Source organism: Streptomyces sp. NPDC086787, from assembly GCF_044745865.1.
GTDB lineage: Bacteria > Actinomycetota > Actinomycetes > Streptomycetales > Streptomycetaceae > Streptomyces.
Map to the genome: position 1 here is coordinate 38507 of NZ_JBIVBC010000003.1, position 24909 is coordinate 63415.

Sequence of the window (24909 nt, forward strand, 5' to 3'; positions counted from 1 at the left end):
AGCCGTACCGAGGAGGATCACGTGTCCGACGAACTCAACCCGGAGACCCCGGAAGAGTCCGAGGAGCCCATCGAACAGCGGAAGAACGGCCTGTACCCGGGCGTCTCCGACGAGCTCGCCGAGAACATGAAGTCCGGCTGGGCGGACACCGAGCTGCGCGGCCTGGAGCCGGTCCCGCAGGCCGCCGAGACCGCCCGACGCCGCGCTGCGCTCTCCGCGCGCTTCCCGGGCGAGCGCCTCGTGGTCCCCGCGGGCAACCTGAAGACCCGGTCGAACGACACCGAGTACCCCTTCCGCGCCTCCGTCGAGTACGCCTACCTCACCGGCAACCAGACCGAGGACGGCGTCCTCGTCCTGGAGCCCACCGCGGACGGCCACCAGGAGACGATCTACCTGCTGCCCCGCTCCGACCGGGAGAACGGCGAGTTCTGGCTCTCCGGCCAGGGCGAGCTGTGGGTCGGCCGCCGCCACTCCCTCACCGAGTCCGAGGCGCTGTACGGCATCCCCGCCGCCGACGTGCGTGAGCTCGCCGAGCAGCTGAAGGAGGCCACCGGCCCGGTCCGCGTGGTCCGCGGGCACGACGCCGGCATCGAGGCGGCCCTCACCGACAAGGTCACCGCCGAGCGCGACGAGGAGCTGCGCGTCTTCCTCTCCGAGGCCCGGCTGATCAAGGACGACTTCGAGATCGGCGAGCTGCAGAAGGCCGTCGACTCGACCGTGCGCGGCTTCGAGGACGTGGTGAAGGTCCTCGACAAGGCGGAGGCGACCTCCGAGCGCTACATCGAGGGCACCTTCTTCCTCCGCGCGCGCGTGGAGGGCAACGACATCGGCTACGGCTCCATCTGCGCGTCCGGCCCGCACGCCTGCACCCTGCACTGGGTCCGCAACGACGGCCCGGTCCGCTCCGGCGACCTGCTCCTGCTGGACGCGGGCGTGGAGACCCACACCCTCTACACCGCGGACGTCACGCGCACGCTGCCCGTCAACGGCACGTACAGCGAGATCCAGCGGAAGATCTACGACGCCGTGTACGAGGCCCAGGAGGCCGGCATCGCGGCCGTGCAGCCGGGCGCCAAGTACCGGGACTTCCACGACGCCGCCCAGCGGGTGCTCGCCGCGAAGCTCGTCGAGTGGGGCCTGGTCGAGGGCCCGGTCGAGCGCGTCCTGGAGCTCGGCCTCCAGCGCCGCTGGACCCTGCACGGCACCGGCCACATGCTCGGCATGGACGTCCACGACTGCGCGGCCGCCCGCACGGAGACGTACGTGGAGGGCGTGCTGGAGGCCGGCATGGTGCTCACCGTCGAGCCCGGTCTGTACTTCCAGGCCGACGACCTGACCGTGCCCGAGGAGTACCGGGGCATCGGCGTCCGGATCGAGGACGACATCCTCGTCACCGAGGACGGCAACCGGAACCTCTCGGCCGGACTGCCCCGGCGGTCCGGCGAAGTCGAGGAGTGGATGGCGTCGCTCAAGCGCTGACGTCACACTGATGGCCGGGCACCCCCGCGGTGCCCGGCCATTCGCATGCCCAGGGGGAGGCTTCTGATGGACGACTTCTGGTCCGGTGTCGGTGACGGGCTGCACCTCGAACCCGACGCGCCGGGCGGACCCCGGGCCGGACTGACCCGGGCGCTGCGCGACGCCGTACGCGACGGGCGTCTGACGCCCGGCACCCTGCTGCCGCCGACCAGACGTCTCGCCTCCGAGCTCGGGATGTCCCGGGGGACCACCAAGAGGGCGTACGACCAGCTCGTCGCCGAGGGGTATCTGACGGCACGGCAGGGCTCGGGCACCCGGGTGGCCGCGCTGCCCCCCGTGGACGCCGGCCCGCCGGAGGCGGTGACGGGCACGCGGGCGCCCCGTTTCGACCTGCGGCCCGGCAGCCCCGACGGCGGCGCGTTCCCGGCGGCCGCCTGGCTGCGGGCGCTGCGCCGGGCCATCGCGACGGCGCCCGCGCCCACGTACGACCACGGCGACCCGCGCGGCCGCATCGAACTGCGCACCGCGCTCTCGGCCCATCTGGGACAGGCCCGCGGGGTGATCGCGCCGCCCGAGCGGATCGTGATCACCTCCGGTTACGTGCAGGGCCTCGCGCTGCTCACCCGGGTGCTGGGCGGCGCCGCGGTCGCCATGGAGGACCCCGGGCCGCCCTTCCACCGGGAGGTGGTACGGCGCAACGGCGGGCGGGTGCTGCCGATGCCGGTCGACGAACGGGGGGCCCGCGCCGAGGGGTTGGGCGACGCGGACGCCGTGGTGGTGACTCCCGCCCACCAGTACCCGACCGGCGTGACCCTGCGCCCGGAGCGGCGGCGGGCGCTCGTCGACTGGGCACGTGAGCGCGAGGGTCTGATCATCGAGGACGACTACGACGGGGAGTTCCGCTACGACCGGCAGCCCGTCGGCTCCCTCCAGGGCATGGCGCCGGGCCAGGTGGCGTATCTGGGCACGGCCTCCACGACCCTCGGGCCCGCGCTGCGGCTGGGCTGGATGGTGCTGCCGCCCAGGCTGGTCGACACCGTCGCCGACGCGAAGCTGCACAGCGACCACCACACCGAGTCGATCGGCCAGCTGGCACTCGCCGAACTCATCGGCAGCCAGGCGTACGACCGGCATGTGCGCGCGTGCCGGCTGCGCTACCGGCGGCGCCGGGACCAGCTCCTGGACCGGCTGGGCCACGGGCGGGTGCACGCGGGCGCGGCCGGACTGCACGCCCTGGTGGAGGTCGCCGACGAGGCGGAGGTGTGCGCCCGCGCGGAGGCCGCGGGGCTCGCCCTCGGACGCCTCGGCGATCACTGGCACACGCCCGGCCCGGTCGGCGAACAGCGGCCCCAGGGGCTGGTCGTGGGGTACGGCACACCGCGCGAGCGGCTGTATCCGGAGACGCTGGAGACCTTGGCGAAGGTGCTGAACGGGGCGGGCCCAGGCTGATCGCGGGCACGCCCCGGCGCGGGTCAGCGGACGAGGTGGAGGGTCAGCCGGGTCTCGTCGGGGCTGGTGCTGACGGCGTGGACGGAGCCCCGTGCCGTCTCGTACTCACCGGTGCCTCCGGTGACCGCCAGGGCGATGTCGCCCGGCCCCGAGCCGGTGATCTCGAAGACGCCCTGCACGGTGACCTGCCCCTTGGGCAGCGTGAGGGTGACCTGGCACTGCAGGTCGCTGTCGTCGTCGCCGGCGCGGGTGATGACGCAGACCTCGTTGAAGTGGCCCACCGTGGTGCCGGACTGGAGAAGGTCCCCGGTGATGACGAGTTCGTCGCCCTGGCTGGTCCCGGGAGGGGGTACATCGATGAAGGTGGACTGCGTGGGTCTGGCCGTCAGAAGGATGGTCTCCTCCTTGCCGCCACCGCCACCGCCACCGCCAGGCCGGGAGCCGGCCGCCGCCGCCGAGACCTGCGAAGCGCAGAGAAGTGTGGCAGCCAGGCCGGTGACCACGACCGGGCCCAGACGTCGCATGGGTCGCACGATGCGTCTCCTAGGGAAGCTGTGAGGCGGTCGGGTGACCTCGCGTCACCCGAGACACCGCCCAGGTCAGCTTCCGGTGACCGGGACGCCGCGGCGACCCGGCACACCCATCGGGGTGAGCGCGGCTACACCGCCATCAGGGGGGCGTCGTCGCGCCACTTGAGCATCTTGTCGAAGCTCACCACCGTCCCGGCCCGGCCCGGTTTGGCGCCGATGTGGACGTGGTCGGCGAGTTCCCGGATCAGGCACAGCCCACGGCCGTGCTCGGCGTCCGCGCGGGGCAGCCGGGTGCCCTGGGCACGGGCGAAGCCCGGTCCGGAGTCGGCCACTTCGATACGGCACTTCTCGCCGTCCAGATAGGCGGTCACCCGGTACGCCTCCGACCCGCCCACGTGCGCCGCGTCCCCGCCGTGCTCGACGGCGTTCGCGCAGGCCTCGCTCAGGGCGACCGACAGGTCGTAGCAGACGTCGGGATCGACGCCCGCGGTCTCCATCGTGCCGAGCAGCAGACGCCGCGCGAGCGGAACGCTCGCGGCATCGCGCCGCAGATGGAGTGACCACCAGATGCTCATGTCTCCAGCCTCCTGGCCGCGGCTCGACATACCGTTACGTATTGCCGCCCACCCCCATGTGTAAGCACCCTGTCTTCGTGACCCCGCCCATACGGCCGATGTACGCCGGTGGGAATAGGTGTATGGGCGGACAGTTCGGTACATACTGAATCCTCCGGTTGTACGCACCGAAACGGAATGTTGCGGACCTGCTGTCGGCCCGGGGCGGCCCCAGTGCGATGATGAGCGCGCCATGACTGCCCCCCATGTCCGCACAGCGCGCTCCGGAGACCGGCTCCGGATCCTGCGGGCCGCGGTGTTCGCCGCGGTCTGCGTCGTGCTGGCCGCGGCCGGGCACACCCTGGCCTCCTGCGGCACCGTCCCACTGTGGACGCTGGGCGCGGGATTCCTCGGCTCCCTCGCGCTGGTGGCACCGCTCGCGGGCCGCGAGCGCTCACTGCCCGGCATCGCTGCGCTGCTGGCCCTCGGCCAGACCGTGCTGCACACCCTGTTCGGGCTGAGCCGGCAGGGCATGCCCGCCGGATCCATGGACATGAGCGGGACGGGCTCCACGGGGTCGACGCACTCCATGGCCGGGATGACCGGGATGACCGGGATGAGCGGCATGCAGCACGCGGGGGACGCCGCCGGCTCCCCGGCGTCACTGCTGCCGTCCCTGCCGATGCTGCTCGCCCACGTCCTGTCGGCGGCCGCCGTCGGCTGGCTGATGCGCCGCGGCGACCGGGCCGTACTGCGGCTCGTCGAACTGTCGGCGCATGGAGTCGCCGAGGGAGCGCTCGTGCGTGCACTGCGCGGGGCGCTCGCCCTGGTGCGCACGCTGTGCGCCGGGCTTCCGGACGCACCCGAGGGCGGCCCACGGCAGCCGCGTACCGACCGGGCCGAGCCGCCCGCACCACGCACCACCGCACTCCAGCACACGGTGATCCGGCGCGGCCCGCCCGTCGCGGCCCTCTCCCTCGCCACCTTCTGACGGTTCCTCACCGTCTTTCACCGTTCTCGCTGTTCTTTCGCTGAATTTCACCGGTTTCTGCTGGTTTTGCCGGATTCGACCGGTATTCACCTTGAGTGGAGTGCTTCCTGCCATGAAGGCTTCTCGTATCGCCGCCGCCGCTGCCGTCGCGGGCACGGCCGTCCTCGCCGTCTCCGCCCCCGCCTTCGCGCACGTCTCCGTGCAGCCCGAGGGCACGGCCGCCAAGGGCGGTTACGCGGTCATCGACTTCAAGGTCCCCAACGAGCGGGACAACGCCTCGACCACCAAGCTCGAGGTCAGCTTCCCCGCCGACCACCCGCTGGCCTCCGTGATGACGCAGCCGATCAACGGCTGGAACGTACAGGTCACCAAGTCCCAGCTGGCCAAGCCGCTGGAGATGCACGGCAAGAAGATCTCCGAGGCCGTCACCAAGGTCACCTGGACCGCCGCCGGCAAGGGCATCGAGCCGGGCTCCTTCCAGAAGTTCCCGCTCTCCGTCGGCGCCCTGCCCGAGGACACCGACCAGCTCGTCTTCAAGGCGATCCAGACGTACGACAACAAGGAGGTCGTCCGCTGGATCGAGGTGCCGCAGGAGGGCGGGGAGGAGCCCGAGAACCCGGCGCCCGTCCTGGTGCTGTCCGCCGCCGCGGCCGACGGCCACGGGCACGGCTCCGCCGCCGCCGACGACGCCAAGGACGACAAGGGCCACAAGGACGGCATGGGCACCAAGTCCGAGGCCGCCGCCGACTCCTCGGACACCACCGCACGCGTGCTCGGCGTGGTGGGCATCGTGGCCGGTGTGGCGGGTGTCGCGTACGGCGTGTTCGCCCAGCGCAGGCGCCCCACGGCCTGACACTCCCGAGCCCCGTCGTCGCCTCCCTCTCCGACGACAGGGCCTGGCCCGCACCGCGCATCCGGGGTCGTGCGACTCTTGCGTACGACCCCCGGTGCGCGCCGGAGCTCTCACATCTGGGACATTTCTCTATGCGCAAGAAGACGTTCACCGCGGCCGCGCTGCTCGCCGCCGCCTCCCTGGCCCTCACCGCGTGCGGCGGCGGTGACGACAGCAAGTCACCCGTCTCCGTGGTCGGCGAGGAGTCCGGACCGGCGAAGGCCGCGACCATCCTCGACCAGCCGTTCACCAAGCCGAACCTGGTCCTGACCGACACGCACGGCAAGAAGTACGACCTCCGCGAGCAGACCAAGGGCCGTCCGACCCTGCTCTACTTCGGCTACACGCACTGCCCCGACATCTGCCCGCTGACCATGAGCAACATCGCGGTCGCCAAGAAGGCCCTGTCCAAGGCCGAACAGGCCAAACTGCGGGTCGTCTTCGTCACCACCGACCCGGACCGCGACACCTCCGCGGAACTCGGCAAGTGGCTGAACGGCATCGACCCCGAGTTCATCGGCCTGACCGGCGACTTCTCCACCATCCAGGCCGCCGCGCGGTCCGTCGGCATCTCCATCGAGCCGACGAAGAAGGACAAGAAGAACGGGAAGCTCGTCTCCGTCCACGGCACCGAGGTCGTCGCCTTCTCCCCGAAGACCGACGGCGGCTACCTCCTCTACGACGAGGACACCAAGGTCGAGGACTACACCAAGGACCTGCCGAAGATCATCAAGGGGGCGACACCGTGAGGCGTCACGCTCTCACCGCCGCCGCGCTGGCCGGTGCGCTCGCCCTCGCGGGCTGCGGCGGCTCCGGGGACGGCAAGCCCGAGCTCGCGGTCGGTGCCTCCTACATGCCCCAGCCCGTCTCGGCGGAGATGGCGGCCGGGTTCCTGACCATAACGAACGACAGCGGCACCAAGGACGAGCTCACCTCGGTCACCAGCGATGCCGCGGGCCAGGTCACCCTGCACGAAACAGCCGGCGGAGCCATGCGGGAGGTTTCCTCCTTCCCCGTGCCCGCCCACGGCCGGCTCGTGTTCAAGAGCGGTGGCAACCATCTGATGTTCGAGAACCTGAAGCACCAGCCGAAGCAGGGCGACACGATCACCCTCAGGCTGAAGTTCGCCGAATCGGGAACCGTCACCGTCGAGATGCCGGTGAAGTCCGCCACGTACAACCCGTCGACCGATCCGATGACCGACCCGTCGGCCGGCCATTCGACCGGACATTCGACCGGACACTGAGGGAGGGACCACCTTGACGCGGACCACCGCCCCCCGCCTGCGAACCCTGTTGCTGCTGCTCCTCGCCGTCACCGGCGCGCTGCTGGCCGGCGCCGGACCGGCCTCCGCGCACGCCGCGCTGACCGGCAGCGACCCCGCGCAGGGGGTGGTGGTCGACAAGGCCCCCGACCAGGTGTCGCTCACCTTCTCCGAGCAGGTCGCGATGAACGGCGACTCACTGCGCGTCCTCGACCCCACGGGCAAGCGGGTCGACGTCGGCAAGCCGTCCAACATCAGCGGCACCACCTACGCGGTACAGCTGAAGAGCGGCCTGCGCGACGGCACGTACACCGTCGCCTACCAGGTCGTCTCCGCGGACAGCCACCCCGTCGCCGGTGCCTACACCTTCTCCGTCGGCGCCCCCTCCCTGACCACCGTCTCTGTCTCCGGGCAGTCCGCCGGGGGCGGAGTCGTGGGCTGGCTCTACGGGCTCGGACGGTACGCGTCGTACGCCGGGTTCACCGTGCTGGTCGGCGGCGCCGCCTTCGTACTCGCCTGCTGGCAGCGCGGCTCCGGAGTGCGGGCCGTGCAGCGGCTCGTCGTCGGCGGCTGGCTCACCCTGACCACGGCCACCCTCTGGCTGCTGCTCCTGCGCGGCTCGTACACCACCTCGGGCGCCGTCGGCGACATCCTCGACCTGGACCTGCTCGGTACGGCGCTCCAGACCAAGACCGGCGCCGCCCTGGTCTCCCGTCTGCTGCTGCTCGCCGCGGCCGCCCTCTTCATCGCCGTGCTCTTCGGGGCGTACGACAAGCGCGAGGACCGCGAGGACGAGGAGAAGCGGGACCTCACCTTCGGGCTCGCGGTCGGCGGGACCGTGGTCGCCGCCGGGCTCGCGGCCAGCTGGGCCATGGCCGAGCACGCCTCCACCGGGCTCCAGCCGGGCATCGCCATGCCGGTCGACGTGATCCATCTGCTGGCAGTCGCCGTCTGGCTCGGCGGACTCGTCGCCCTCCTCGTCGCGCTGTACCGGGCGCCCGCCGACGCCCCCGTCGAGTCCGCCGCCGTACGACGGTTCTCCCGGCTCGCCTTCGGCTCCGTGATCGCTCTGGTCGCCACCGGTGTCTACCAGTCCTGGCGCCAGCTCGGCTCCTGGACCGCGTTCACCGGCACCCGCTACGGACAGCTCCTGCTCGTCAAGATCGGGCTGGTCCTGCTGCTCGTCATCCTCGCGTGGTTCTCCCGGCGCTGGACGGCCCGACTGGCTGACACCGCGGCCACCACGGACACCGCGGCCATTGCCCCGGAGCAGGTCGAGGTGCCGGAGCAGGCCGAGGTGCGGGTGTCCGCCAAGGCACACGTCACCGCTCCCGCCGCGGCCGGGGACTCCAAGCGTGCCGCGCAGCTGTCCCGGCAGCGGGCCGCCATGGACACGGCCCGGCAGAAGCGGCTGCGCGACGCCGACCCCCAGCGCTTCGGCCTGCGCCGCTCGGTGCTCGCGGAGGCGGGCGTGGCGGTCGTTCTGCTCGCCGTCGCCACCCTGCTGACCCAGACCGAACCGGGCCGCACCGAAGAAGAGGCCAAGGCCGCCTCCTCGGCGTCGTCCTCCTCTTCTTCGTCGTCCTCCTCGTCGTCCTCGTCCGCCGGTGCCCTGACACTGGACATGTCGTTCGACACGGGCGGCACGGACGGCAAGGGCGTCGTACGCCTCGACGTCGACCCCGCGCGCGTGGGCGGCAACGCACTGCGCGTCTCCGTCCAGCGGCCCAACGGCCGCGCCTTCGACATCCCCGAGGTGAAGGTCGCTCTCACCCTCGATGCCAAGAAGATCGGGCCGCTTCCCGTGACCCCCGACCACGTCTCCACCGGCCACTGGGCCGCGTCCGACGTGCAGATCCCCATGGCCGGCGAGTGGACGATCGCCGTCACCGTGCGGACCTCCGACATCGACCAGGCGACCGTCTCCAAGAACGCCCAGATCGGCTGAACCGCACCATGACCGACCAGTCCGCCACCGAGGCGACCGTCCCCGGCCAGACCGACGCCGGGCACTCCCCGTCCTGCGAGCCCTCCGGGCAGACCGAGTCCGAGCAGAGCGGGCGGACCGAGCAGGGCGGCCAAGGTCAGCAGGGTGGGCAGGGCGTCTCACGGCGGAAGCTGCTCGGCACCGCCGGGGCGACCGGAATCGTGCTCGGCGCCGCCGGTGCGGCCGCGGGACACGCGGCCGCGCCCGCCCAGGCCACCCCGCTCGCTTCGCTGGGCTCCACCCGGGCGATGTTTCACGGGAAACATCAGCCCGGCATCACCGAGGGGCTGCAGGCCCGCGGACACCTCGTCGCCTTCGACCTCGCGCCCGGCGCGGGCCGCAAGGAGGCGGCCGCGCTGCTGCGCCGCTGGTCGACGACGGCAGAGCGGCTGATGGCGGGCGAAGCGGCCGCGCACGGCGACACGGATGTGGCCCGGGATGCCGGCCCGTCGTCGCTGACGATCACCTTCGGATTCGGGCACAGCTTCTTCGACAGGACCGGCCTGGTGAAGCAGCGCCCGGCCTCCCTGGACCCGCTGCCCGACTTCTCCTCCGACCGTCTCGACAAGGCGCGCAGCAACGGCGACCTGTGGGTGCAGATAGGCGCCGATGACGCCCTGGTCGCCTTTCACGCCCTGCGCGCGATCCAGAAGGACGCGGGCTCGGCAGCCCGGGTCCGCTGGCAGATGAACGGCTTCAACCGCTCCCCGGGGGCCACCACCCACCCCATGACCGCCCGCAACCTCATGGGCCAGCTCGACGGCACCCGGAATCCGAAGCCGGCCGAGCCCGACTTCGACAAGCGGATCTTCGTCCCGGCCGACGGTTCCAAGGGCCCGGCCTGGATGGCCAACGGCTCCTACGCCGTCGTACGCCGGATCCGGATGCTCCTGGACGACTGGGAGAACCTGTCGGTCAGGGCCCAGGAGCAGGTCATCGGGCGGCGCAAGTCCGACGGGGCGCCGCTGTCCGGGGGCACCGAGACCACCGCGATGGACCTGGAGAAGGCCGACGCGCAGGGCGACTACATCGTCCCGGTCAACGCGCACGCCCGCATCACTCGGCCCGACCAGAACGGGGGCTCGGCGATGCTTCGGCGCCCGTTCTCCTACCACGACGGCTTCGGCGCCGACGGGACGCCCGACGCGGGGCTCCTCTTCATCTGCTGGCAGGCGGATCCGCTGCGCGGCTTCGTACCGGTGCAGCGCAAACTCGACCGGGGGGACGCGCTGTCGCAGTACATCCGGCACGAGGCCAGCGGACTGTTCGCGGTGCCGGGCGGGGCGGCGCGCGGAGAGTACGTGGGGCAGCGGCTGCTGGAGGGCTGACGGCGGCCGCACCCATCCCCGGGACAGCTCCGGACTCACCCCGGGAGAGTTCCGGACTCACCCCCGGGAGGGGTCGCCATGAGACACCTCGGCCGGTTTTCCCCGGGGCCACTAGGGTGAGGACATGCCTGCCTGCTACGCGTATCTCGGTCCCGAGGGAACATTCACCGAAGTCGCCCTGCGCACGCTTCCGGAGGCGGCGACCCGTGAGCTGATGCCGTACGTCTCGGTGCAGTCCGCGCTGGACGCGGTGCGCGCCGGTGAGGCCGAGGCAGCGTTCGTGCCGATCGAGAACTCGGTCGAGGGCGGCATCACCACCACCCTCGACGAACTGGTCGCGGGCGCGCCACTGATGATCTACCGCGAAGTGCTGCTGTCGATCACCTTCGCGCTGCTGGTCCGTCCCGGCACCCAACTGTCCGACATCAAGACGGTCACCGCCCATCCGGCGGCACAGCCGCAGGTCCGCAACTGGCTGAGGGCGAACCTCCCGAACGCCGACTGGGAGTCGGCCGCCTCCAACGCGGACGGTGCCCGGCTGGTCCAGGAGGGCCGGTACGACGCCGCCTTCGCCGGTGAGTTCGCGGCCGCCCGGTACGGCCTGGTGCCACTGGAAACCGGGATCCATGACGCGGAGAACGCGCAGACCCGCTTTGTGCTGGTGGGCAGGCCCGCCCGGCCCGCGGCGCCGACCGGCGCGGACAAGACCTCCGTCGTGCTGTGGCAGCGCGACGACCACCCGGGCGCCCTGCGTGACCTGCTCGGCGAATTCGCCAGCCGGGGCATCAACCTGATGCTGCTCCAGTCCCGGCCGACCGGGGCGGGTATCGGAAACTACTGCTTCTGCGTGGATGCCGAGGGCCATATCTCCGACCGCAGGATGGCCGAGGCACTGATGGGGCTGAAGCGGCTCTGTCTCCAGGTGCGGTTCCTCGGCTCGTACCCCCGGGCCGATGTCCAGCCGGACGGGGCGAGGGCCCTGCTGCCGGGTACGTCCGACCACGAGTTCGTGTCGGCGGCGGACTGGGTCGCCCGGTGCCAGGACGGACGTCACTAGATATCCACAGGCTTTATCCACAGGTGGGCTTCTCGATCTGGGGACAAGTCGACACCGAAGTACCACTCAGTCGACAAATCACCCCACAATCCGCGACTCGGCCTCCCGCCCCACGCGCCCCGCTTCGTCCACCCTTCCCCCTTGGTCAACCCTTTAGAGCGACCCCTTTCCACTCGAAAGTGGGGATAAGGGGGGTTTGCCCCGGGAATTCACTCTCCGAGCACCAAGGTGCGGAGTGATCAATTCCGGAATCCACAGACCTTCCGCACAGCCTGTGGATAACTCTCCGGAGAGGGCGATCGCTGTGGACAAGCCGCTCCGTCAAGTCCCCTTCCCCGCAAGGAAATAGAGTCAACCCGGCGTCCGCAGTATGCCCCGTACCAGGGAGTGGGACGATTTTTATTGACACACGCGGAAATTGTCGCGGAGCGGCATGTATGCGGCGCTGAGCGCCGGGCGCGAATAGTGATTCGAAGGCGGCGACCCCGCACCGGTAGCCTTGAGCACGTGATTGACCTTCGCCTGCTCCGTGAGGACCCCGACCGTGTGCGCGCGTCCCAGCGCGCCCGTGGAGAGGACGTCGCGCTCGTCGACGCCCTCCTGTCTGCCGACGAGCGGCGCAGGTCCTCCGGCGTCCGCTTCGACGAGCTGCGCGCCGAGCAGAAGCAACTCGGCAAGCTCATCCCCAAGGCCACCGCCGACGAGAAGGCCGAGCTGCTCGGGCGCGCCGAACAGCTCAAGGCCGACGTCAAGGCCGCCGACGTCGAGCGCGACGCGGCCGACACGGAGACGCAGGAGCTGCTCCTGAGGCTCGGCAACCTCATCCACCCCGACGTGCCCGTCGGCGGCGAGGAGGACTTCGCCCTGCTGGAGACGCACGGCACGATCCGCGACTTCACCGCCGAGGGCTTCGAGCCCAGGGATCACCTGGAGCTCGGCCAGCTGCTCGGCGCGATCGACGTCGAGCGGGGCGCCAAGGTCTCCGGCTCGCGCTTCTACTTCCTCACCGGCGTCGGCGCCCTGCTGGAGCTGGCCCTGGTGAACGCGGCGATCGCCCAGGCGACCGCGGCCGGCTTCACGCCCATGCTGACCCCGGCCCTGGTCCGCCCCCAGTCGATGGCGGGTACCGGCTTCCTCGGCCAGGCGGGCCAGGACGTCTACCACCTCGACAAGGACGACCTCTACCTGGTCGGCACGTCCGAGGTGCCGCTTGCCGCGTACCACATGGACGAGATCATCGACGCCGACCGGCTGCCGCTGCGCTACGCGGGCTTCTCGCCCTGCTTCCGCCGCGAGGCCGGCTCCCACGGCAAGGACACCCGGGGCATCTTCCGCGTCCACCAGTTCGACAAGGTCGAGATGTTCTCCTACGTCTCCCCCGAGGACTCGCAGGCGGAGCACAAGCGCCTGCTGGACTGGGAGAAGCAGTGGCTGACCGCGCTGGAGCTGCCGTTCCGCGTCATCGACGTCGCCACCGGCGACCTGGGCTCCTCGGCCTCCCGTAAGTTCGACTGCGAGGCGTGGATCCCGACCCAGGGCAAGTACCGCGAGCTGACGTCGACGTCGGACTGCACCGAGTTCCAGTCGCGCCGCCTGTCGATCCGTGTTCGCGAGGGCAAGCAGGTCCGCCCGCTGGCGACGCTGAACGGCACGCTGTGCGCCGTACCGCGCACGATCGTGGCCATCCTGGAGAACCACCAGCAGGCCGACGGCTCGGTGCGGGTGCCCGAGGTGCTGCGCCCGTACCTGGGCGGCCGCGAGGTCCTGGAGCCGGTCGCCAAGTGAGCGCCGGCTTCCCCTTCGGACTCATCGCCACCGACCTCGACGGCACGCTCCTCGGCTCCGGCGAGTCGGTCTCCGGGCGCACCCGTGAGGCGCTCGCCGCGGCCACCGCGGCGGGCGCGGCGCACATCGTGGTCACCGGACGCTCGGTCCCCTGGACCCGGCACATCCTCGACGACCTCGGCTACCACGGGCTCGCGGTGTGCGGCCAGGGCGCGCAGGTGTATCACGCCGGCGAGCACCGGCTGCTGACCTCCGTCACCCTGGACCGTCAGCTGGCGGGGCTCGCCCTGGCCAAGATCGAGGCCGAGGTGGGTCCGCTGTTCCTGGCGGCGAGCCGCGACGGCCTGGACGGCGAGGTGCTGGCGGGCCCGGGATACGCGCTCGCCGGAAAGCTGCCGACGATCCCGTTCACCGACGTGGCCGACCTGTGGGCGGCCCCGCTGAACAAGATCTACATACAGCACCCGACCCTCTCGGACGACGAGCTGGCCGAGGTCTCCCGGCAGTCCGCGGGCGGCTTCGTCTCGGTCGCCATGGCGGGCGCGGGCATCGTGGAGCTGCTGCCCCTCGGCTTGTCCAAGGCGACCGGACTCTCCCTGGCGGCCCGCCGTCTGGGCCTCAAGGCCGCCGACACGATCGCCTTCGGCGACATGCCCAACGACATCCCCATGTTCGCCTGGGCCGCGCACAGTGTCGCCATGGCCAACGCCCACGAGGAACTGAAGGCCGTGGCCGACGAGGTGACGTCCTCCAACGAGGAGGACGGGATCGCCGTGGTGCTGGAACGGTTGCTGGGCTGAAAGCCGTTGAGGGCTGAGGGGCTGAGCAGCGCTGGGAGGTGCTGCGGGGCACCCACTCGGCCCGCCCCGGCCGTTCGAAAGCGCCCGAGTCCCAGTGACAACGTCTCGCGGAGGATGCACGATTCGAACGTGCGCGGGGAAGACCCCGACCATGGCTTAGCAAGCCAGTGCCTTACCACTCGGCCAATCCTCCGGGTGGGCGGCCCACGCGAGAGCGACATCGCGTGCTCGAAGCGGCCGCCCCGGGCACACCCCGTGCGGGGCGGACTCGGCGGTGGGGTAACTACACCGGAGTCCACCGGGGGTTGCCCTGACGGAAGCCGGCCGTACTGTCGTGCATCGACATCGCCCGGCTCCTCTCCCAGACCGTGTCGCCGGGAACCTCCCGGCGGGTGGCGCACAACCACTGTGCCTCGCGGGCCAGTTGCGGCGCCACCCATTTAACGGTCCTGCCGGCGGCTCAACGGCCCTACCGGCGACGCCACCTGCGACGGCGCGCCTTGGAGAAGAACCAGCCCGCGGGCGGCTCGTCGGAGCGCCAGGGCTCCGGCTGCGGGGACTCGGCGCGCCAGCGGGCGGCGAGCATCCGGGCCCGGGCCGACGGCTCGGACGCCTCGGCGGCCCGGACGAAGTCCTCGTCCAGCACGACGCCGTCCCACTCGTCGTCCGGCAGCCCGTTGTCAGCCATTGCGTGCCTCCCCAGCGGCGCGTCCCGAGCGTTTCAGTCTGCCCGGACGGGTGTGAGGCCCCCGTCAAGGCCGGTACGGCGGCCTACTCCTCGCCCGCCAGCTTCAGCGACCGCAGCTTCTGTCCCGCGTACCAGGTGGCGAGCACGGTCACCGCGACCAGCAGCACCGTGCCGGTGGTCAGGCTGACGTCCGAGGTCACCAGGTTCCCGCCCGTCACCTTGTGGGCGACCGCCAGCGCCCACTGCTGAACGCTGAGCGTGCGCGCGCCGGAGACGAGGGAGCCGAACAGGGCCTCCCAGACGAGGGCGTAGACGAGCCCGAAGACCACCGCGTGCCGCGACACCGTGCCCAGGAGCAGGAAGAGGGCCGCGTAGGCGATGGAGGCGACCAGGGCCGCGACCGTGTAGGCGACGGCGACCTGCTGGCCGTTGCCGTTGAGGATGAGGCCCGCGATCATCGTGGGCAGTGCGGAGAACACCATCGTCACGGCGATCGCCACGATCAGCTTGGTGAAGATGATCGTGGACCGCTTGACCGGCTTGGACAGCAGATACACCACCGAGCCGTCGTCGATCTCCGGACCGATCGCGCCGGTGCCCGCGATGACGCCGATGATCGGCACCATCGTGGCGAGCGCCAGCCCGCCGAGCAGGTTGGCGGCCGACTGGTCGTCCGCGCCGGTCATGGCGCGCACGGCAACGGAGATCGCGATCAGCAGCATCGGCAGCGCGCTGAGGATGAGGGCCCGGCGACGGCCGAGCAGGGCCCGGTAGGTGAGTCGGGCGACTGTGGGGTCGTACATCTTGGGCCTCCTACGCCGCGACCAGGTACGAGAAGACGGACTCCAGGGACTCGTCCGACGGCGAGACCGTGAGCAGCCTGATGCCGTGGTCCCTGGCGACCTTCGGCAGCAGTGTCGTGAACCGGCCGAAGTCGACGGCCTGGACGCGCAGTGCGCCTTCCGCGAGGTCGACCTCGATGCCGGCGGTGGACGGGTCGGCGATGAGCGCGGCCGCGAGGGTGCGGTCGTCGCTGGATCGGACCAGGTAGCGGTGCGGCCGGTCGGTCATCAGGCGACGGATCTTGCGGAAGTCGCCGCTGGCCGCGTGCCGTCCCGCGACCACCACCTCGATGTGCCAAGCGAGTTGCTCGACCTCTTCGAGGATGTGGGACGAGAACAGCACCGTACGGCCCTCGTCGCCCATGCGCCTGAGCAGCTCCATCAGCTGCATGCGCTGGCGCGGGTCCATGCCGTTGAAAGGCTCGTCGAGCAGCAGCAGCGAGGGGTCGTGGACCAGCGCGGAGGCCATCTTCACGCGCTGCCGCATGCCCTTGGAGTACGTGGAGATCTTCCGGTCCTGCGCGTACTCCATCTCGACCGTGGCCAGGGCACGCGCGGCGGCCTTGGCACCCAGTCCGTGCAACTCCGCGTTGGCGACGACGAATTCGCGCCCGGTGAGGAAGTCGTACATCGCCTCGCGCTCGGGGACGATGCCGATGTGCCGGTAGATGGTCTCGTTGCGCCAGACCGGCTGCCCGTCGAGGGTGACCGAACCGGTGGAGGGGGCGAGGAAGCCGCCCATCATGTTGATGAGGGTGGACTTTCCGGCGCCGTTGGGGCCGAGCAGGCCGGTGACGCCGGGGCCGATGGTCATGGTGATGTCGTTGACGGCGACCACGTTGCCGAACCAGCGGGAGACATGGTCGATGGAGAGCGTGGTCACAGTCCCACCTTCTTGTAGCGGCGCACCAGGAGGCCGTAGCAGGCGGCGATGAGGCCCAGGACGGCGAGCAGGTAGACCACGCCCTGCCCCGTGGTGGGACCGGTCCCGCCGGGGAAGGCGGAGGTCGCCCCGAGGAACGCGGACTGGAGTCCGTCGATGAGGGTGACGGGTGAGAAGAGGCCGATCCAGGCGATGGAGTCGCCCTTGTCCTGCGTGTTCGCGATGGTCTGTACCGCCGAGACCGCGCCGTAGGAGATGGTCATGACGGCGATGACGGCCGCGATTCCGAACCCGCGCCTGGGCGTGACCGAGGCGATGACCAGGCCGATGCCCGCGAAGAGCAGCGAGAGCAGTGCCACGGAAACCAGCCCCTGCGCGAATCCCTCGGTCTGGTCGGCGAAGTCCAGCTTGGCCAGCAGCGCGCCGATGTAGAGCACGAGCAGCGGGGCCGCGGTCAGGATGAACAGTGCGGAGGCCAGCGCCGCGTACTTGGCCCGCACGTAGTCGGCGGTCTCGATCGGCCGGGAGAAGTACAGCGGCACGGTCTTGAAGCGCAGGTCGCGCGAGACGGAGTGCGGGGCCTGCGAGGCGACGTACAGGCTGATGACGGCCTGCATGATGATCGCGTAGCGCGTGTAGTCGACGGGCAGGTCCTTCGCCTTCGTGGCGACCGCGACGGCGACCATGATGGCGGCCGGCACGCACATCACCACGAACAGCAGCATCGGCAGCACCTTGGACTTCACCGAGCGGCCGAGGCCGTAGGCGCCGCGCAGGGACTGCGAGTAGAGCGAGCGGGTGGCGTAGGAGCGGCCGAGGCGGGGGCCGTCGTAGCCGCGGTAGCCGATGTCGTGGATGCGGGTCTGGTCACCCGGCGGTGTGGCTGTGGAGTGCTCAACGGCCATGACCGACCGCCTCCTTCCGCTGCTCGTCCCCGTGCTGGTCGTCGTGCTGGTCCTCGCTGGTGAAGACCTCCGAGATGCGGTGCCGGCGCTGTTCCATGCGCACCAGGCCGAGGCCCAGGTCGGCGACCACGTCGCGCACCAGGTCGTAGGTCTCGTCGCCCGTGGCGGTCAGCAGCAGGATGTGGCCGGAGCCCGGCAGGCCGCCGCCCTCGAGGTGGGTCTCCACCCCGCGCGCGGTGAGCGCCTCGCGGACCGCGCGGGTGCCGTCGGGCAACTCGTCGTTGTCGGTGACCTCGATCGCGAGGGTGGTCGTGGTCTGGGTGAAGTCGGTGGTCGAGCTGGACCGCAGCAGCTTGCCGCCATCGATGACGACTACGTGGTCGCAGGTGCGCTCCAGTTCGCCCAGCAGGTGCGAGGTGACCAGGACGGAGATGCCGAAGTCGCTGTGGATCCGGCGGATCAGGCCGAGCATGTCGTCGCGGCCGACCGGGTCGAGGCCGTTGGTCGGCTCGTCCAGGAACACCAGCTTGGGGTCGTGGACGAGGGCCTGGGCGAGCTTGACTCGCTGCTTCATGCCGGTCGAGTAGCCGCCGATGGGTCGGTAGCGCTCCTCGTACAGGCCGACATGGCGCAGGGTGTCCGCGGTGCGCTCGCGCGCGGCCGTGGGCGGCAGGCCGGACATCCGAGCCATGTGCACGACGAACTCGGTGGCCGAGACGTCGGGCGGCAGGCAGTCGTGCTCGGGCATGTACCCGACCTGCTCACGGATGGCCGCGCCTTTGGTGGCGACGTCGAGGCCGAGTACCTCGGCGCGGCCCTCGGTGGCGGGGGAGAGACCCAGCAGGATCTTGATCAATGTGGACTTGCCGGCTCCGTTGGCACCCACGAGCCCCGTCACACCAGGTCCCACGTCCACGGAGAGCCGGTCAAGCGCGGTCACCCGGGGGAACCGCTTGCTCAGGCTTTCGGTCGCGATCACAGTCACGTATTCGACAGTAGTGAGGCGGAGGCCGTAGTCCATCAACCCGCAGAGCCGTCTTGGCGTCAGCCTCCAGTCGTACGGGGTCGTGGGGGATCTGCTGCCTGAGAGCTACGCCGGGGTTTTCCACAGGCCAGGACCGGCCCATTGACGCAGCCTCCGACAACTGTCACATTCACCAGTGTCAGGGTTAGGGGCACGCTACCGCGGTCGACGGGACGGGGCGGCATGACGGGCACAACGGGCACAACGGGCACAACAGGCACCGCCGGGGCATGGGACGGGGAGCTCTCCGCCCGGTTGCGCGGGTTCAGACGGGTCCAGCGGCTCGCCTACGAGTGCGCCGAGGCGGTCGCGGCGCGGCTGGAGCCCGGGGTGACCGAGCGCGAGGCCGCGCGCATGCAGCGCGAGTGGCTCCGCGAGCGGGGCGTGCGCGACTGGTTCCACCTGCCCTTCGCCTGGTTCGGGGACCGTACGGCGTTCACGGGCTTCCGGGTGCCGCTCCAGTTCTTCCCGACCGGCCGGCGGCTGGAGCCCGGTATGCCGTTCATCCTGGACATGGCCCCGGTGTACGAGGGATACACGGCTGACATCGGCTACTCGGGCTCCCTCGGCCCCCACCCGGTGCAGGAACGGCTGATGGCCGACCTCGAGGCGCACCGCGAGCTGATCCTGCGCGAGGTGCGCGAGCGTCGCCCGCTGCGCGAGATCTACGAGGACGTGGACCGCCTCATGGGCCGCCAGGGGTATGCCAACCGGCATCGCGCGTATCCCTTCGGGGTGATCGCGCACAAGGTGGACCAGGTGCGGCAGCGCCGCTGGTCGCCGCAGCTGTTCGGGTTCGGCACCCAGTCCCTGAAGGGCCTCGCCTCCGACGCGCTGCGCGGCCACCGTGAGGGCTGGTCGCCCCTGTGGTCGCCGTACCGCTTCTCCGACCACCCGCCGCGGCCGGGCCTGTGGGCGGTCGAACCGCACCTCGGTTTCCGGGGCACGGGCGCGAAGTTCGAGGAGATCCTGGTGGTGACCGACTCCCGGGACCCCGAGCAGAGTGCCTTCTGGCTCGACGACGATCTGCCGCATGTGCGGCGCTGGGTGGAGGAAGGGGCGGAAGCCAGGTGACGACCCGGATGACGACATTGAAGGACGCGCGGGAGCGCGTCGTCCGCACGGGCGGGGTCGAGCTGTGCGTGGCGGAGCTCGGTGATCCGGCACGGCCGACGGTGGTGCTGGTGCACGGCTATCCGGACAGCAAGGAGGTCTGGTCCGAGGTCGCCGTCCGGCTCGCCGAACGCTTTCACGTGGTGTTGTACGACGTCCGCGGCCACGGTGGATCGACGGCTCCGAAGCCGCTGCGCGGAGGCTTCACCCTGGCCAAGCTGACCGACGACTTCCTGGCCGTCGCGGACGCGGTCAGCCCGGACCGTCCGGTGCACCTGGTGGGGCACGACTGGGGTTCGGTGCAGGCCTGGGAGTTCGTCACGGTCGAGCGCACCAAGGGACGCGTCGCGTCCTTCACCTCGATGTCCGGCCCGTCCCTCGACCACTTCGGGCACTGGATCAACGCGCGCGTGAAGCGCCCGACCCCCCGCCGGGTGGGCCAGCTGCTCGGCCAGGGCGCCAAGTCCTGGTACGTGTACCTCCTGCACACCCCGGTCCTGCCCGAACTGGCCTGGCGCGGGCCGCTCGGCACCGCCTGGCCGCGGATCCTGCGGCGCGTCGAGAAGGTGCCCGGCGGCTACCCGACCTCCTCGCTGCCCAGGGACGCCGCGCACGGCGCCTGGCTGTACCGCGACAACGTGCGGCCACGGCTGCGCAGGCCGCGCGAGGACGCGCACGCGCATGTGCCCGTGCAGCTCGTCACGCCCACGGGGGACCTGTTCCTCTCGCAGCGGCTGTACGACGACCTGGAGCGCTGGGTGCCACGGCTGACCCGTCGCACCCTCCCGGCGGGCCACTGGATTCCGCGCACCCGGCCCGATCAACTGGCCTCCTGGATCGAGGAGTTCGTGACGGACACGGAAGGCGGACAGCCGGCACCGAAACCCGCCGGCCGCCACTTCGACCGCTTCGGCGGCCAGCTGGTGCTCATCACCGGGGCGGGCAGCGGCATCGGGCGGGCCACGGCGTTCGCCTTCGCGGAGGCGGGGGCGCGGATCGTCGCCGTGGACCGGGACGCGGAGTCCGCCGCCCGCACCGCCGAGCTGTCCGGGCTGCTCGGCGCCCCGAGCGCCTGGGCCGAGACCGCCGACGTGTCCGACGAGCAGGCGATGGAGAAGCTGGCCGAGAAGGTCGCCGCCGAGTACGGCGTAGTGGATGTTCTGGTCAACAATGCCGGTATCGGACTGTCCGGATCCTTCTTCGCCACCACACCGGAGGACTGGCGCAAGGTCCTCGACGTCAACCTGTGGGGTGTGATCCACGGCTGCCGCCTCTTCGGCGCGCAGATGGCCGCGCGCGGGCAGGGCGGCCACATCGTCAACATCGCTTCGGCTGCCGCTTACCAGCCCTCCAGGGCGCTGCCCGCCTACAGCACCTCCAAGGCGGCCGTGCTGATGCTGTCCGAGTGCCTGCGGGCCGAACTCGCCGGCCAGGACATCGGGGTGACCGCGATCTGCCCCGGCTTCGTCAACACCGCGATCACCTCCACCGCGCGCTTCACGGGCGTGGACGCGGAGGAGGAGCGGCGCCGTCAGAAGCGCACCGCGCGTCTGTACGGGATGCGCAACTACCCGCCGGAGAAGGTCGCGGAGGCGATCCTGCGAGCGGTCGCACGCAACGACGCGGTGGTCCCGGTGACTCCGGAGGCCCGCGGCGCCCGTCTCATGTCCCGGTTCGTACCAGGGGTGTTGCGGGCGATCGCACGAGTGGAACCGAAACTGTGAGGCGCGCGTGACCGGCTCGTCCCCCGGCGAAGGGGGTTACCGGATCGAGGACCTGGCCCAGCGGACCGGCGCCACGGTCCGCACCATCCGCGCCTACCAGGACCGCGGCCTGCTGCCACGCCCCGAACGCCGGGGCCGGGCCAACATGTACGGCGACACCCATGTCACCCGTCTCCGCCAGATCGCGGACCTGCTGGACCGCGGCTACACCCTGGCGTCCATCAAGGAGCTGCTGGACGCCTGGGACACCGGCCGAGGCCTGGGCGGCGTCCTCGGCCTGGTCACCGAGGTGGAGGGCCCGTGGACCGACGAGGAGCCGTCCCGCGTCTCCCGGGCGGAGCTGGACGTCCGCTTCGGCGGCGCCCCCGACGACGACGCCGTGACCGAGGCGGTCGAACTCGGCGTGCTCGAACCGGTCCCCGGCGACCCCGGCTCCTTCCTGGTGCCGAGCCCCCAAGAACTAGCCGTGGCCGCCGAGTTGCACGCCGCCGGGGTTCCGCTGATCGCGATCCTGGGCCATCTGCGGGAGTTGCGGGGCCAGGTGGAGCACATCGCCACGCGTTTCCTGGAGTTCACGACCGAACACGTCTTCGCCCCCTATCTCGACGCACCGCACCGTCTCACCGAGTCCGAGGCGGCCGAGGCCGCCGCTCTCGTACGCCGCCTGCGCCCACTCGCCCAGCACACCGTGGACGCCGAACTCGCCCGGGCCATGCGCCTGTTCGCTACCCGCGAGCTGCGTCAGCGGCTCGGCACGGGGGAGGCGCCGAAGACGTCGGAACAGAGCCGTGACATGCCGGTCCCCGCGGACACGATCCGGGCCGTGGAGCGGCTCGTTGGACCGGAGCGGGCTTCCGAGTTCGTCACGCTGGCCGTCGAACGCGAGGTGCGGGCAAGGGTTATGGATGACATGACGGCAAGTCACCCCACTCGTAATGATCTTGACGAAAAGTCCTGAGTCGTACGCCAGTTGTCCACAACTTCGTCAATTCAGCTGTGGATAACAGGACTTGGCTGTGGACCAAACCTCCAGACAAAAAATGGCCTGCGTGATCCGCGTCTCGCCCGGCACGCTGGTGCGGTGAACGAGAAACAGGAGAGCCGCACCGTGAAGGTGTCGAAGTACCTCTCGAAGCATCTGCGCCATCAGCCGGAGCGCATCGGCCTCGTGCTCGACGCGGGCGGCTGGGTGGAGATCGACACCCTGATCGCGGCGGCGGCCGCGCACGGGTTCCGGTTCAGCCGCGCGGAACTCGACCATGTGGTGGCCGCCAACGACAAGAAGCGGTTCGCCGTGGACGGCGACCGGATCCGCGCCAGCCAGGGCCACAGCGTCGAGGTCGACCTGGGACTGCCCCCGGCGACCCCGCCGCCGTACCTGTACCACGGGACCGTCCCCCGCAATCTGGAGTCGATCCGCGCGACGGGCCTCGAGCCGATGAACCGGCACGACGTGCATCTCTCGGCAGACCGGGAGACCGCCACCCGGGTCGGCGCCCGCCGCGGCCGCCCGGTCGTGCTCACGGTCGACGCGGCCGCCATGCACCGCGACGGCCACGTCTTCCAGGTCAGCGCGAACGGGGTGTGGCTGACCCGGGCCGTTCCGCCCCGGTATCTGCGGTTCGCCGAGCCGCGCTGAGCACCCAGCACCCCTACCCCAGCTGGGCGGGTGCCTCCATCGCGATCTGCTCGAAGACCTTCTCGTCCGCGGCGAAGTCCGAGTCGGGGATCGGCCAGTGCACCACGATCTCCGTGAAGCCCAGTTCCCGATGGCGGCCCGCGAAGTCGACGAACGCGTCCAGCGACTCCAGGGGCCGTCCACGGTCCGGCGTGAATCCGGTGAGCAGGACCTTGTCGAGCTCCGAGACGTCGCGGCCGATGGCCGCACACGCGTCGGCCAGCTTCCCGGCCTGCTCACGCAGGGCCACCACCGACTGCTCCGGGGTGCCCTCCTCGTACAGCTTGGGGTCTCCGGTGGTCACCCACGCCTGCCCGTACCGGGCGGCCAGCTTCAGCCCGCGCGGGCCCGTCGCGGCCACCGCGAAGGGCAGCCTGGGGCGCTGCACACAGCCCGGAATGTTGCGTGCCTCGACCGCCGAGTAGAAGTCGCCTTCGTGGGACACCGAGTCCTCGGTGAGCAGCCGGTCCAGCAGCGGCACGAACTCGGCGAACCGGTCCGCGCGCTCACGCGGGCTCCATGGTTCCTGGCCGAGCGCGGTGGCGTCGAAACCGGTGCCACCCGCCCCGATACCGAGGGTGACCCGGCCGCCGGAGATGTCGTCGAGGGAGATCAGCTCCTTCGCCAGCGTCACCGGGTGCCGGAAATTGGGCGAGGTGACCAGGGTGCCCAGACGTATGCGCCGGGTCACGGCCGCGGCGGCGGTCAGCGTGGGCACGGCACCGAACCACGGTCCGTCGCGGAAGCTCCGCCACGACAGGTGGTCGTAGGTGTACGCGGTGTGGAAGCCCAGCTCCTCTGCGCGCTGCCAGGCCGCGCCCCCGCCCTCGGTCCAGCGGCGGTACGGAAGAATCGCAGTGCTCAGACGGAAACTCATGCCTCAAAGCCTACGGCGATCCGCCCTGCGGGCCCGGGGCGGCCGTGTCTCAACCGCGCGCACCCTCGCACGGGCGTACTGGCATATGCGCGAGAATGGCCCGGTGACCTCAGCCACCGGAACGCCAGAGACCCCGGCCTCCCCCCAGCTCGCGACCTCGATTCCGACGCCGTTCGCGGCGTCGCTCCCGACGTCGTCCGAGCATGGAGGCACTCCCGCCGTCGCACCCCGGCTGATCGCCACCGATCTCGACGGCACCCTGCTGCGGGACGACAAGTCGGTGTCCCCGCGCACGATCGCCGCGCTCGCCGCCGCCGAGAAGGCGGGCATCGAGGTGTTCTTCGTGACCGGCCGTCCGGCCCGCTGGATGGACATCGTCAGCGAGCACGTCCACGGCCACGGCCTGGCGATCTGCGGCAACGGCGCCGCCGTCGTCGATCTGCACGGCGGCCCCGGCGCCCACCGGTTCATGAAGGTGCGTGAACTGGCCAGGCAGAACGCCCTGACCGCAGCGCTGCTGCTGCGTGAGGCCGCGCCGGGCGCGGTGTTCGCGGTCGAGCAGACCTACGGCTTCCACCAGGAACCGGCCTATCCGAAGCTGCACATGGAGGTCCCGGACACCCTGGCGCCGGCCGAGGAGCTGCTCGCCGACGACGGTCCGGGTGCCGCCGAGCCGGTACTCAAGATCCTCGCCTTCCACCCGGAACTGGACCCCGACGCCTTCCTCACCCTGGCCCGCCTCGCCGTCGGTGAGCACGCGAACGTCACCCGCTCCAGCCCCAGCGCCCTGCTGGAGCTCAGTGGCCCCGGCGTCTCCAAGGCCAGCACCCTCGCCCTGTGCTGCGCCGAGCGCGGCATCCTGCCCGAGGAGGTCGTCGCCTTCGGGGACATGCCCAACGACGTGGAGATGCTGACCTGGGCGGGCCGGTCGTACGCCATGGGCAACGCGCACCCGGCCGCGCTCGCCGCGGCCTCGGGACGGACGACCGGCAACAACGACGACGGCGTGGCGCTCGTCATCGAGCGGCTGCTGGCCGACCTGGCGTAGAACCCAGTCCC

At 71.1% G+C, this 24909-nt stretch carries 24 protein-coding genes and 1 tRNA gene; 16 read left to right on the top strand and 9 right to left on the bottom strand.

The window, feature by feature from the left end; all coding sequences use genetic code 11:
- The first annotated feature begins 21 nt into the window (after positions 1-21).
- The gene (locus ACIPK3_RS09785; RefSeq protein WP_402567937.1) at positions 22-1479 is read left to right on the top strand and encodes an aminopeptidase P family protein; all 1458 of its coding nucleotides are present in this window, start codon (positions 22-24) and stop codon (positions 1477-1479) included.
- A 66-nt stretch (positions 1480-1545) separates the two neighbouring features.
- Entirely contained in the window at positions 1546-2928 is a 1383-nt protein-coding gene (locus ACIPK3_RS09790; protein WP_402567939.1) for a PLP-dependent aminotransferase family protein, read from the top strand.
- Between the two features lie 23 nt (positions 2929-2951).
- Here the strand turns inward: ACIPK3_RS09790 and ACIPK3_RS09795 are convergent, their stop codons facing one another.
- Both ACIPK3_RS09795 and ACIPK3_RS09800 read right to left on the bottom strand, forming a co-directional pair.
- On the bottom strand, positions 2952-3452 hold the full coding sequence (locus tag ACIPK3_RS09795; RefSeq protein WP_402567941.1) for a hypothetical protein: 501 nt from the start codon (positions 3450-3452) through the stop codon (positions 2952-2954).
- A gap of 134 nt (positions 3453-3586) precedes the next feature.
- A complete protein-coding gene (locus ACIPK3_RS09800; protein ID WP_402567942.1) occupies positions 3587-4033 on the bottom strand; it encodes an ATP-binding protein in 447 nt (148 codons plus the stop codon).
- Between the two features lie 232 nt (positions 4034-4265).
- Between ACIPK3_RS09800 and ACIPK3_RS09805 the strand changes: the two genes are divergently transcribed.
- From ACIPK3_RS09805 to ACIPK3_RS09845, 9 genes are all read left to right on the top strand, one after another.
- Positions 4266-5003, top strand: a complete 738-nt coding sequence (locus tag ACIPK3_RS09805) for a hypothetical protein (protein WP_402567944.1) — start codon at positions 4266-4268, stop codon at positions 5001-5003.
- A 112-nt stretch (positions 5004-5115) separates the two neighbouring features.
- Positions 5116-5856 (top strand): YcnI family protein, encoded by a 741-nt coding sequence (locus ACIPK3_RS09810; protein WP_402567945.1) that lies wholly within the window; start codon positions 5116-5118, stop codon positions 5854-5856.
- 131 nt (positions 5857-5987) lie between these two features.
- Complete coding sequence (locus tag ACIPK3_RS09815; protein ID WP_402567947.1) at positions 5988-6644, top strand: SCO family protein; 657 nt, start codon at positions 5988-5990, stop codon at positions 6642-6644.
- Entirely contained in the window at positions 6641-7141 is a 501-nt protein-coding gene (locus ACIPK3_RS09820; RefSeq protein WP_402567949.1) for a copper chaperone PCu(A)C, read from the top strand. Before ACIPK3_RS09815 ends, ACIPK3_RS09820 begins: the two co-directional genes overlap by 4 nt.
- Before the next feature lie 13 nt (positions 7142-7154).
- Positions 7155-9107 carry a copper resistance CopC/CopD family protein gene (locus tag ACIPK3_RS09825; protein WP_402567951.1) on the top strand — a complete coding sequence of 651 codons (1953 nt, stop codon included), beginning with the start codon at positions 7155-7157 and terminating at the stop codon, positions 9105-9107.
- 8 nt (positions 9108-9115) lie between these two features.
- Positions 9116-10474 carry an iron uptake transporter deferrochelatase/peroxidase subunit gene (gene efeB, locus ACIPK3_RS09830; RefSeq protein ID WP_402567952.1) on the top strand — a complete coding sequence of 453 codons (1359 nt, stop codon included), beginning with the start codon at positions 9116-9118 and terminating at the stop codon, positions 10472-10474.
- A gap of 124 nt (positions 10475-10598) precedes the next feature.
- Positions 10599-11531, top strand: coding sequence for a prephenate dehydratase (gene pheA, locus ACIPK3_RS09835; RefSeq protein WP_402567954.1), 933 nt, complete (start codon positions 10599-10601; stop codon positions 11529-11531).
- A 507-nt stretch (positions 11532-12038) separates the two neighbouring features.
- The gene (serS, locus tag ACIPK3_RS09840; RefSeq protein ID WP_402567956.1) at positions 12039-13316 is read left to right on the top strand and encodes a serine--tRNA ligase; all 1278 of its coding nucleotides are present in this window, start codon (positions 12039-12041) and stop codon (positions 13314-13316) included.
- Positions 13313-14116 carry an HAD family hydrolase gene (locus tag ACIPK3_RS09845; RefSeq protein WP_402567957.1) on the top strand — a complete coding sequence of 268 codons (804 nt, stop codon included), beginning with the start codon at positions 13313-13315 and terminating at the stop codon, positions 14114-14116. The genes serS and ACIPK3_RS09845 overlap by 4 nt, the downstream gene beginning before the upstream one ends.
- Before the next feature lie 108 nt (positions 14117-14224).
- Here ACIPK3_RS09845 and ACIPK3_RS09850 read toward each other — a convergent pair.
- The 6 genes from ACIPK3_RS09850 to ACIPK3_RS09875 form a co-directional block, all read right to left on the bottom strand.
- Positions 14225-14309, bottom strand: a tRNA-Ser gene (locus tag ACIPK3_RS09850).
- A 276-nt stretch (positions 14310-14585) separates the two neighbouring features.
- On the bottom strand, positions 14586-14804 hold the full coding sequence (locus ACIPK3_RS09855; RefSeq protein ID WP_402567959.1) for a hypothetical protein: 219 nt from the start codon (positions 14802-14804) through the stop codon (positions 14586-14588).
- Positions 14805-14887: 83 nt separating this feature from the next.
- Positions 14888-15607, bottom strand: coding sequence for an ABC transporter permease (locus ACIPK3_RS09860; protein WP_402567961.1), 720 nt, complete (start codon positions 15605-15607; stop codon positions 14888-14890).
- A 10-nt stretch (positions 15608-15617) separates the two neighbouring features.
- Entirely contained in the window at positions 15618-16529 is a 912-nt protein-coding gene (locus ACIPK3_RS09865) for an ABC transporter ATP-binding protein (protein ID WP_402567963.1), read from the bottom strand.
- Positions 16526-17434, bottom strand: coding sequence for an ABC transporter permease (locus ACIPK3_RS09870; protein WP_402567965.1), 909 nt, complete (start codon positions 17432-17434; stop codon positions 16526-16528). Before ACIPK3_RS09870 ends, ACIPK3_RS09865 begins: the two co-directional genes overlap by 4 nt.
- Positions 17424-18413, bottom strand: a complete 990-nt coding sequence (locus tag ACIPK3_RS09875; protein ID WP_402568640.1) for an ABC transporter ATP-binding protein — start codon at positions 18411-18413, stop codon at positions 17424-17426. Before ACIPK3_RS09875 ends, ACIPK3_RS09870 begins: the two co-directional genes overlap by 11 nt.
- 228 nt (positions 18414-18641) lie before the next feature.
- On the opposite strand from ACIPK3_RS09875, the gene ACIPK3_RS09880 reads away from it, so the two are divergent.
- From ACIPK3_RS09880 to ACIPK3_RS09895, 4 genes are all read left to right on the top strand, one after another.
- Positions 18642-19532 carry a M24 family metallopeptidase gene (locus tag ACIPK3_RS09880; protein ID WP_402567967.1) on the top strand — a complete coding sequence of 297 codons (891 nt, stop codon included), beginning with the start codon at positions 18642-18644 and terminating at the stop codon, positions 19530-19532.
- Between the two features lie 8 nt (positions 19533-19540).
- A complete protein-coding gene (locus ACIPK3_RS09885; protein WP_402567969.1) occupies positions 19541-21295 on the top strand; it encodes an SDR family oxidoreductase in 1755 nt (584 codons plus the stop codon).
- A gap of 7 nt (positions 21296-21302) precedes the next feature.
- Positions 21303-22253, top strand: coding sequence for a MerR family transcriptional regulator (locus tag ACIPK3_RS09890; RefSeq protein WP_402567971.1), 951 nt, complete (start codon positions 21303-21305; stop codon positions 22251-22253).
- A 123-nt stretch (positions 22254-22376) separates the two neighbouring features.
- The gene (locus ACIPK3_RS09895) at positions 22377-22934 is read left to right on the top strand and encodes an RNA 2'-phosphotransferase (protein ID WP_402567973.1); all 558 of its coding nucleotides are present in this window, start codon (positions 22377-22379) and stop codon (positions 22932-22934) included.
- Positions 22935-22947: 13 nt separating this feature from the next.
- Here the strand turns inward: ACIPK3_RS09895 and ACIPK3_RS09900 are convergent, their stop codons facing one another.
- The gene (locus tag ACIPK3_RS09900; protein ID WP_402567975.1) at positions 22948-23850 is read right to left on the bottom strand and encodes an LLM class flavin-dependent oxidoreductase; all 903 of its coding nucleotides are present in this window, start codon (positions 23848-23850) and stop codon (positions 22948-22950) included.
- A gap of 85 nt (positions 23851-23935) precedes the next feature.
- On the opposite strand from ACIPK3_RS09900, the gene ACIPK3_RS09905 reads away from it, so the two are divergent.
- Positions 23936-24898: an HAD hydrolase family protein gene (locus ACIPK3_RS09905; protein WP_402567977.1), complete on the top strand. Its 963-nt coding sequence runs from the start codon at positions 23936-23938 to the stop codon at positions 24896-24898.
- Positions 24899-24909 lie beyond the last annotated feature (11 nt).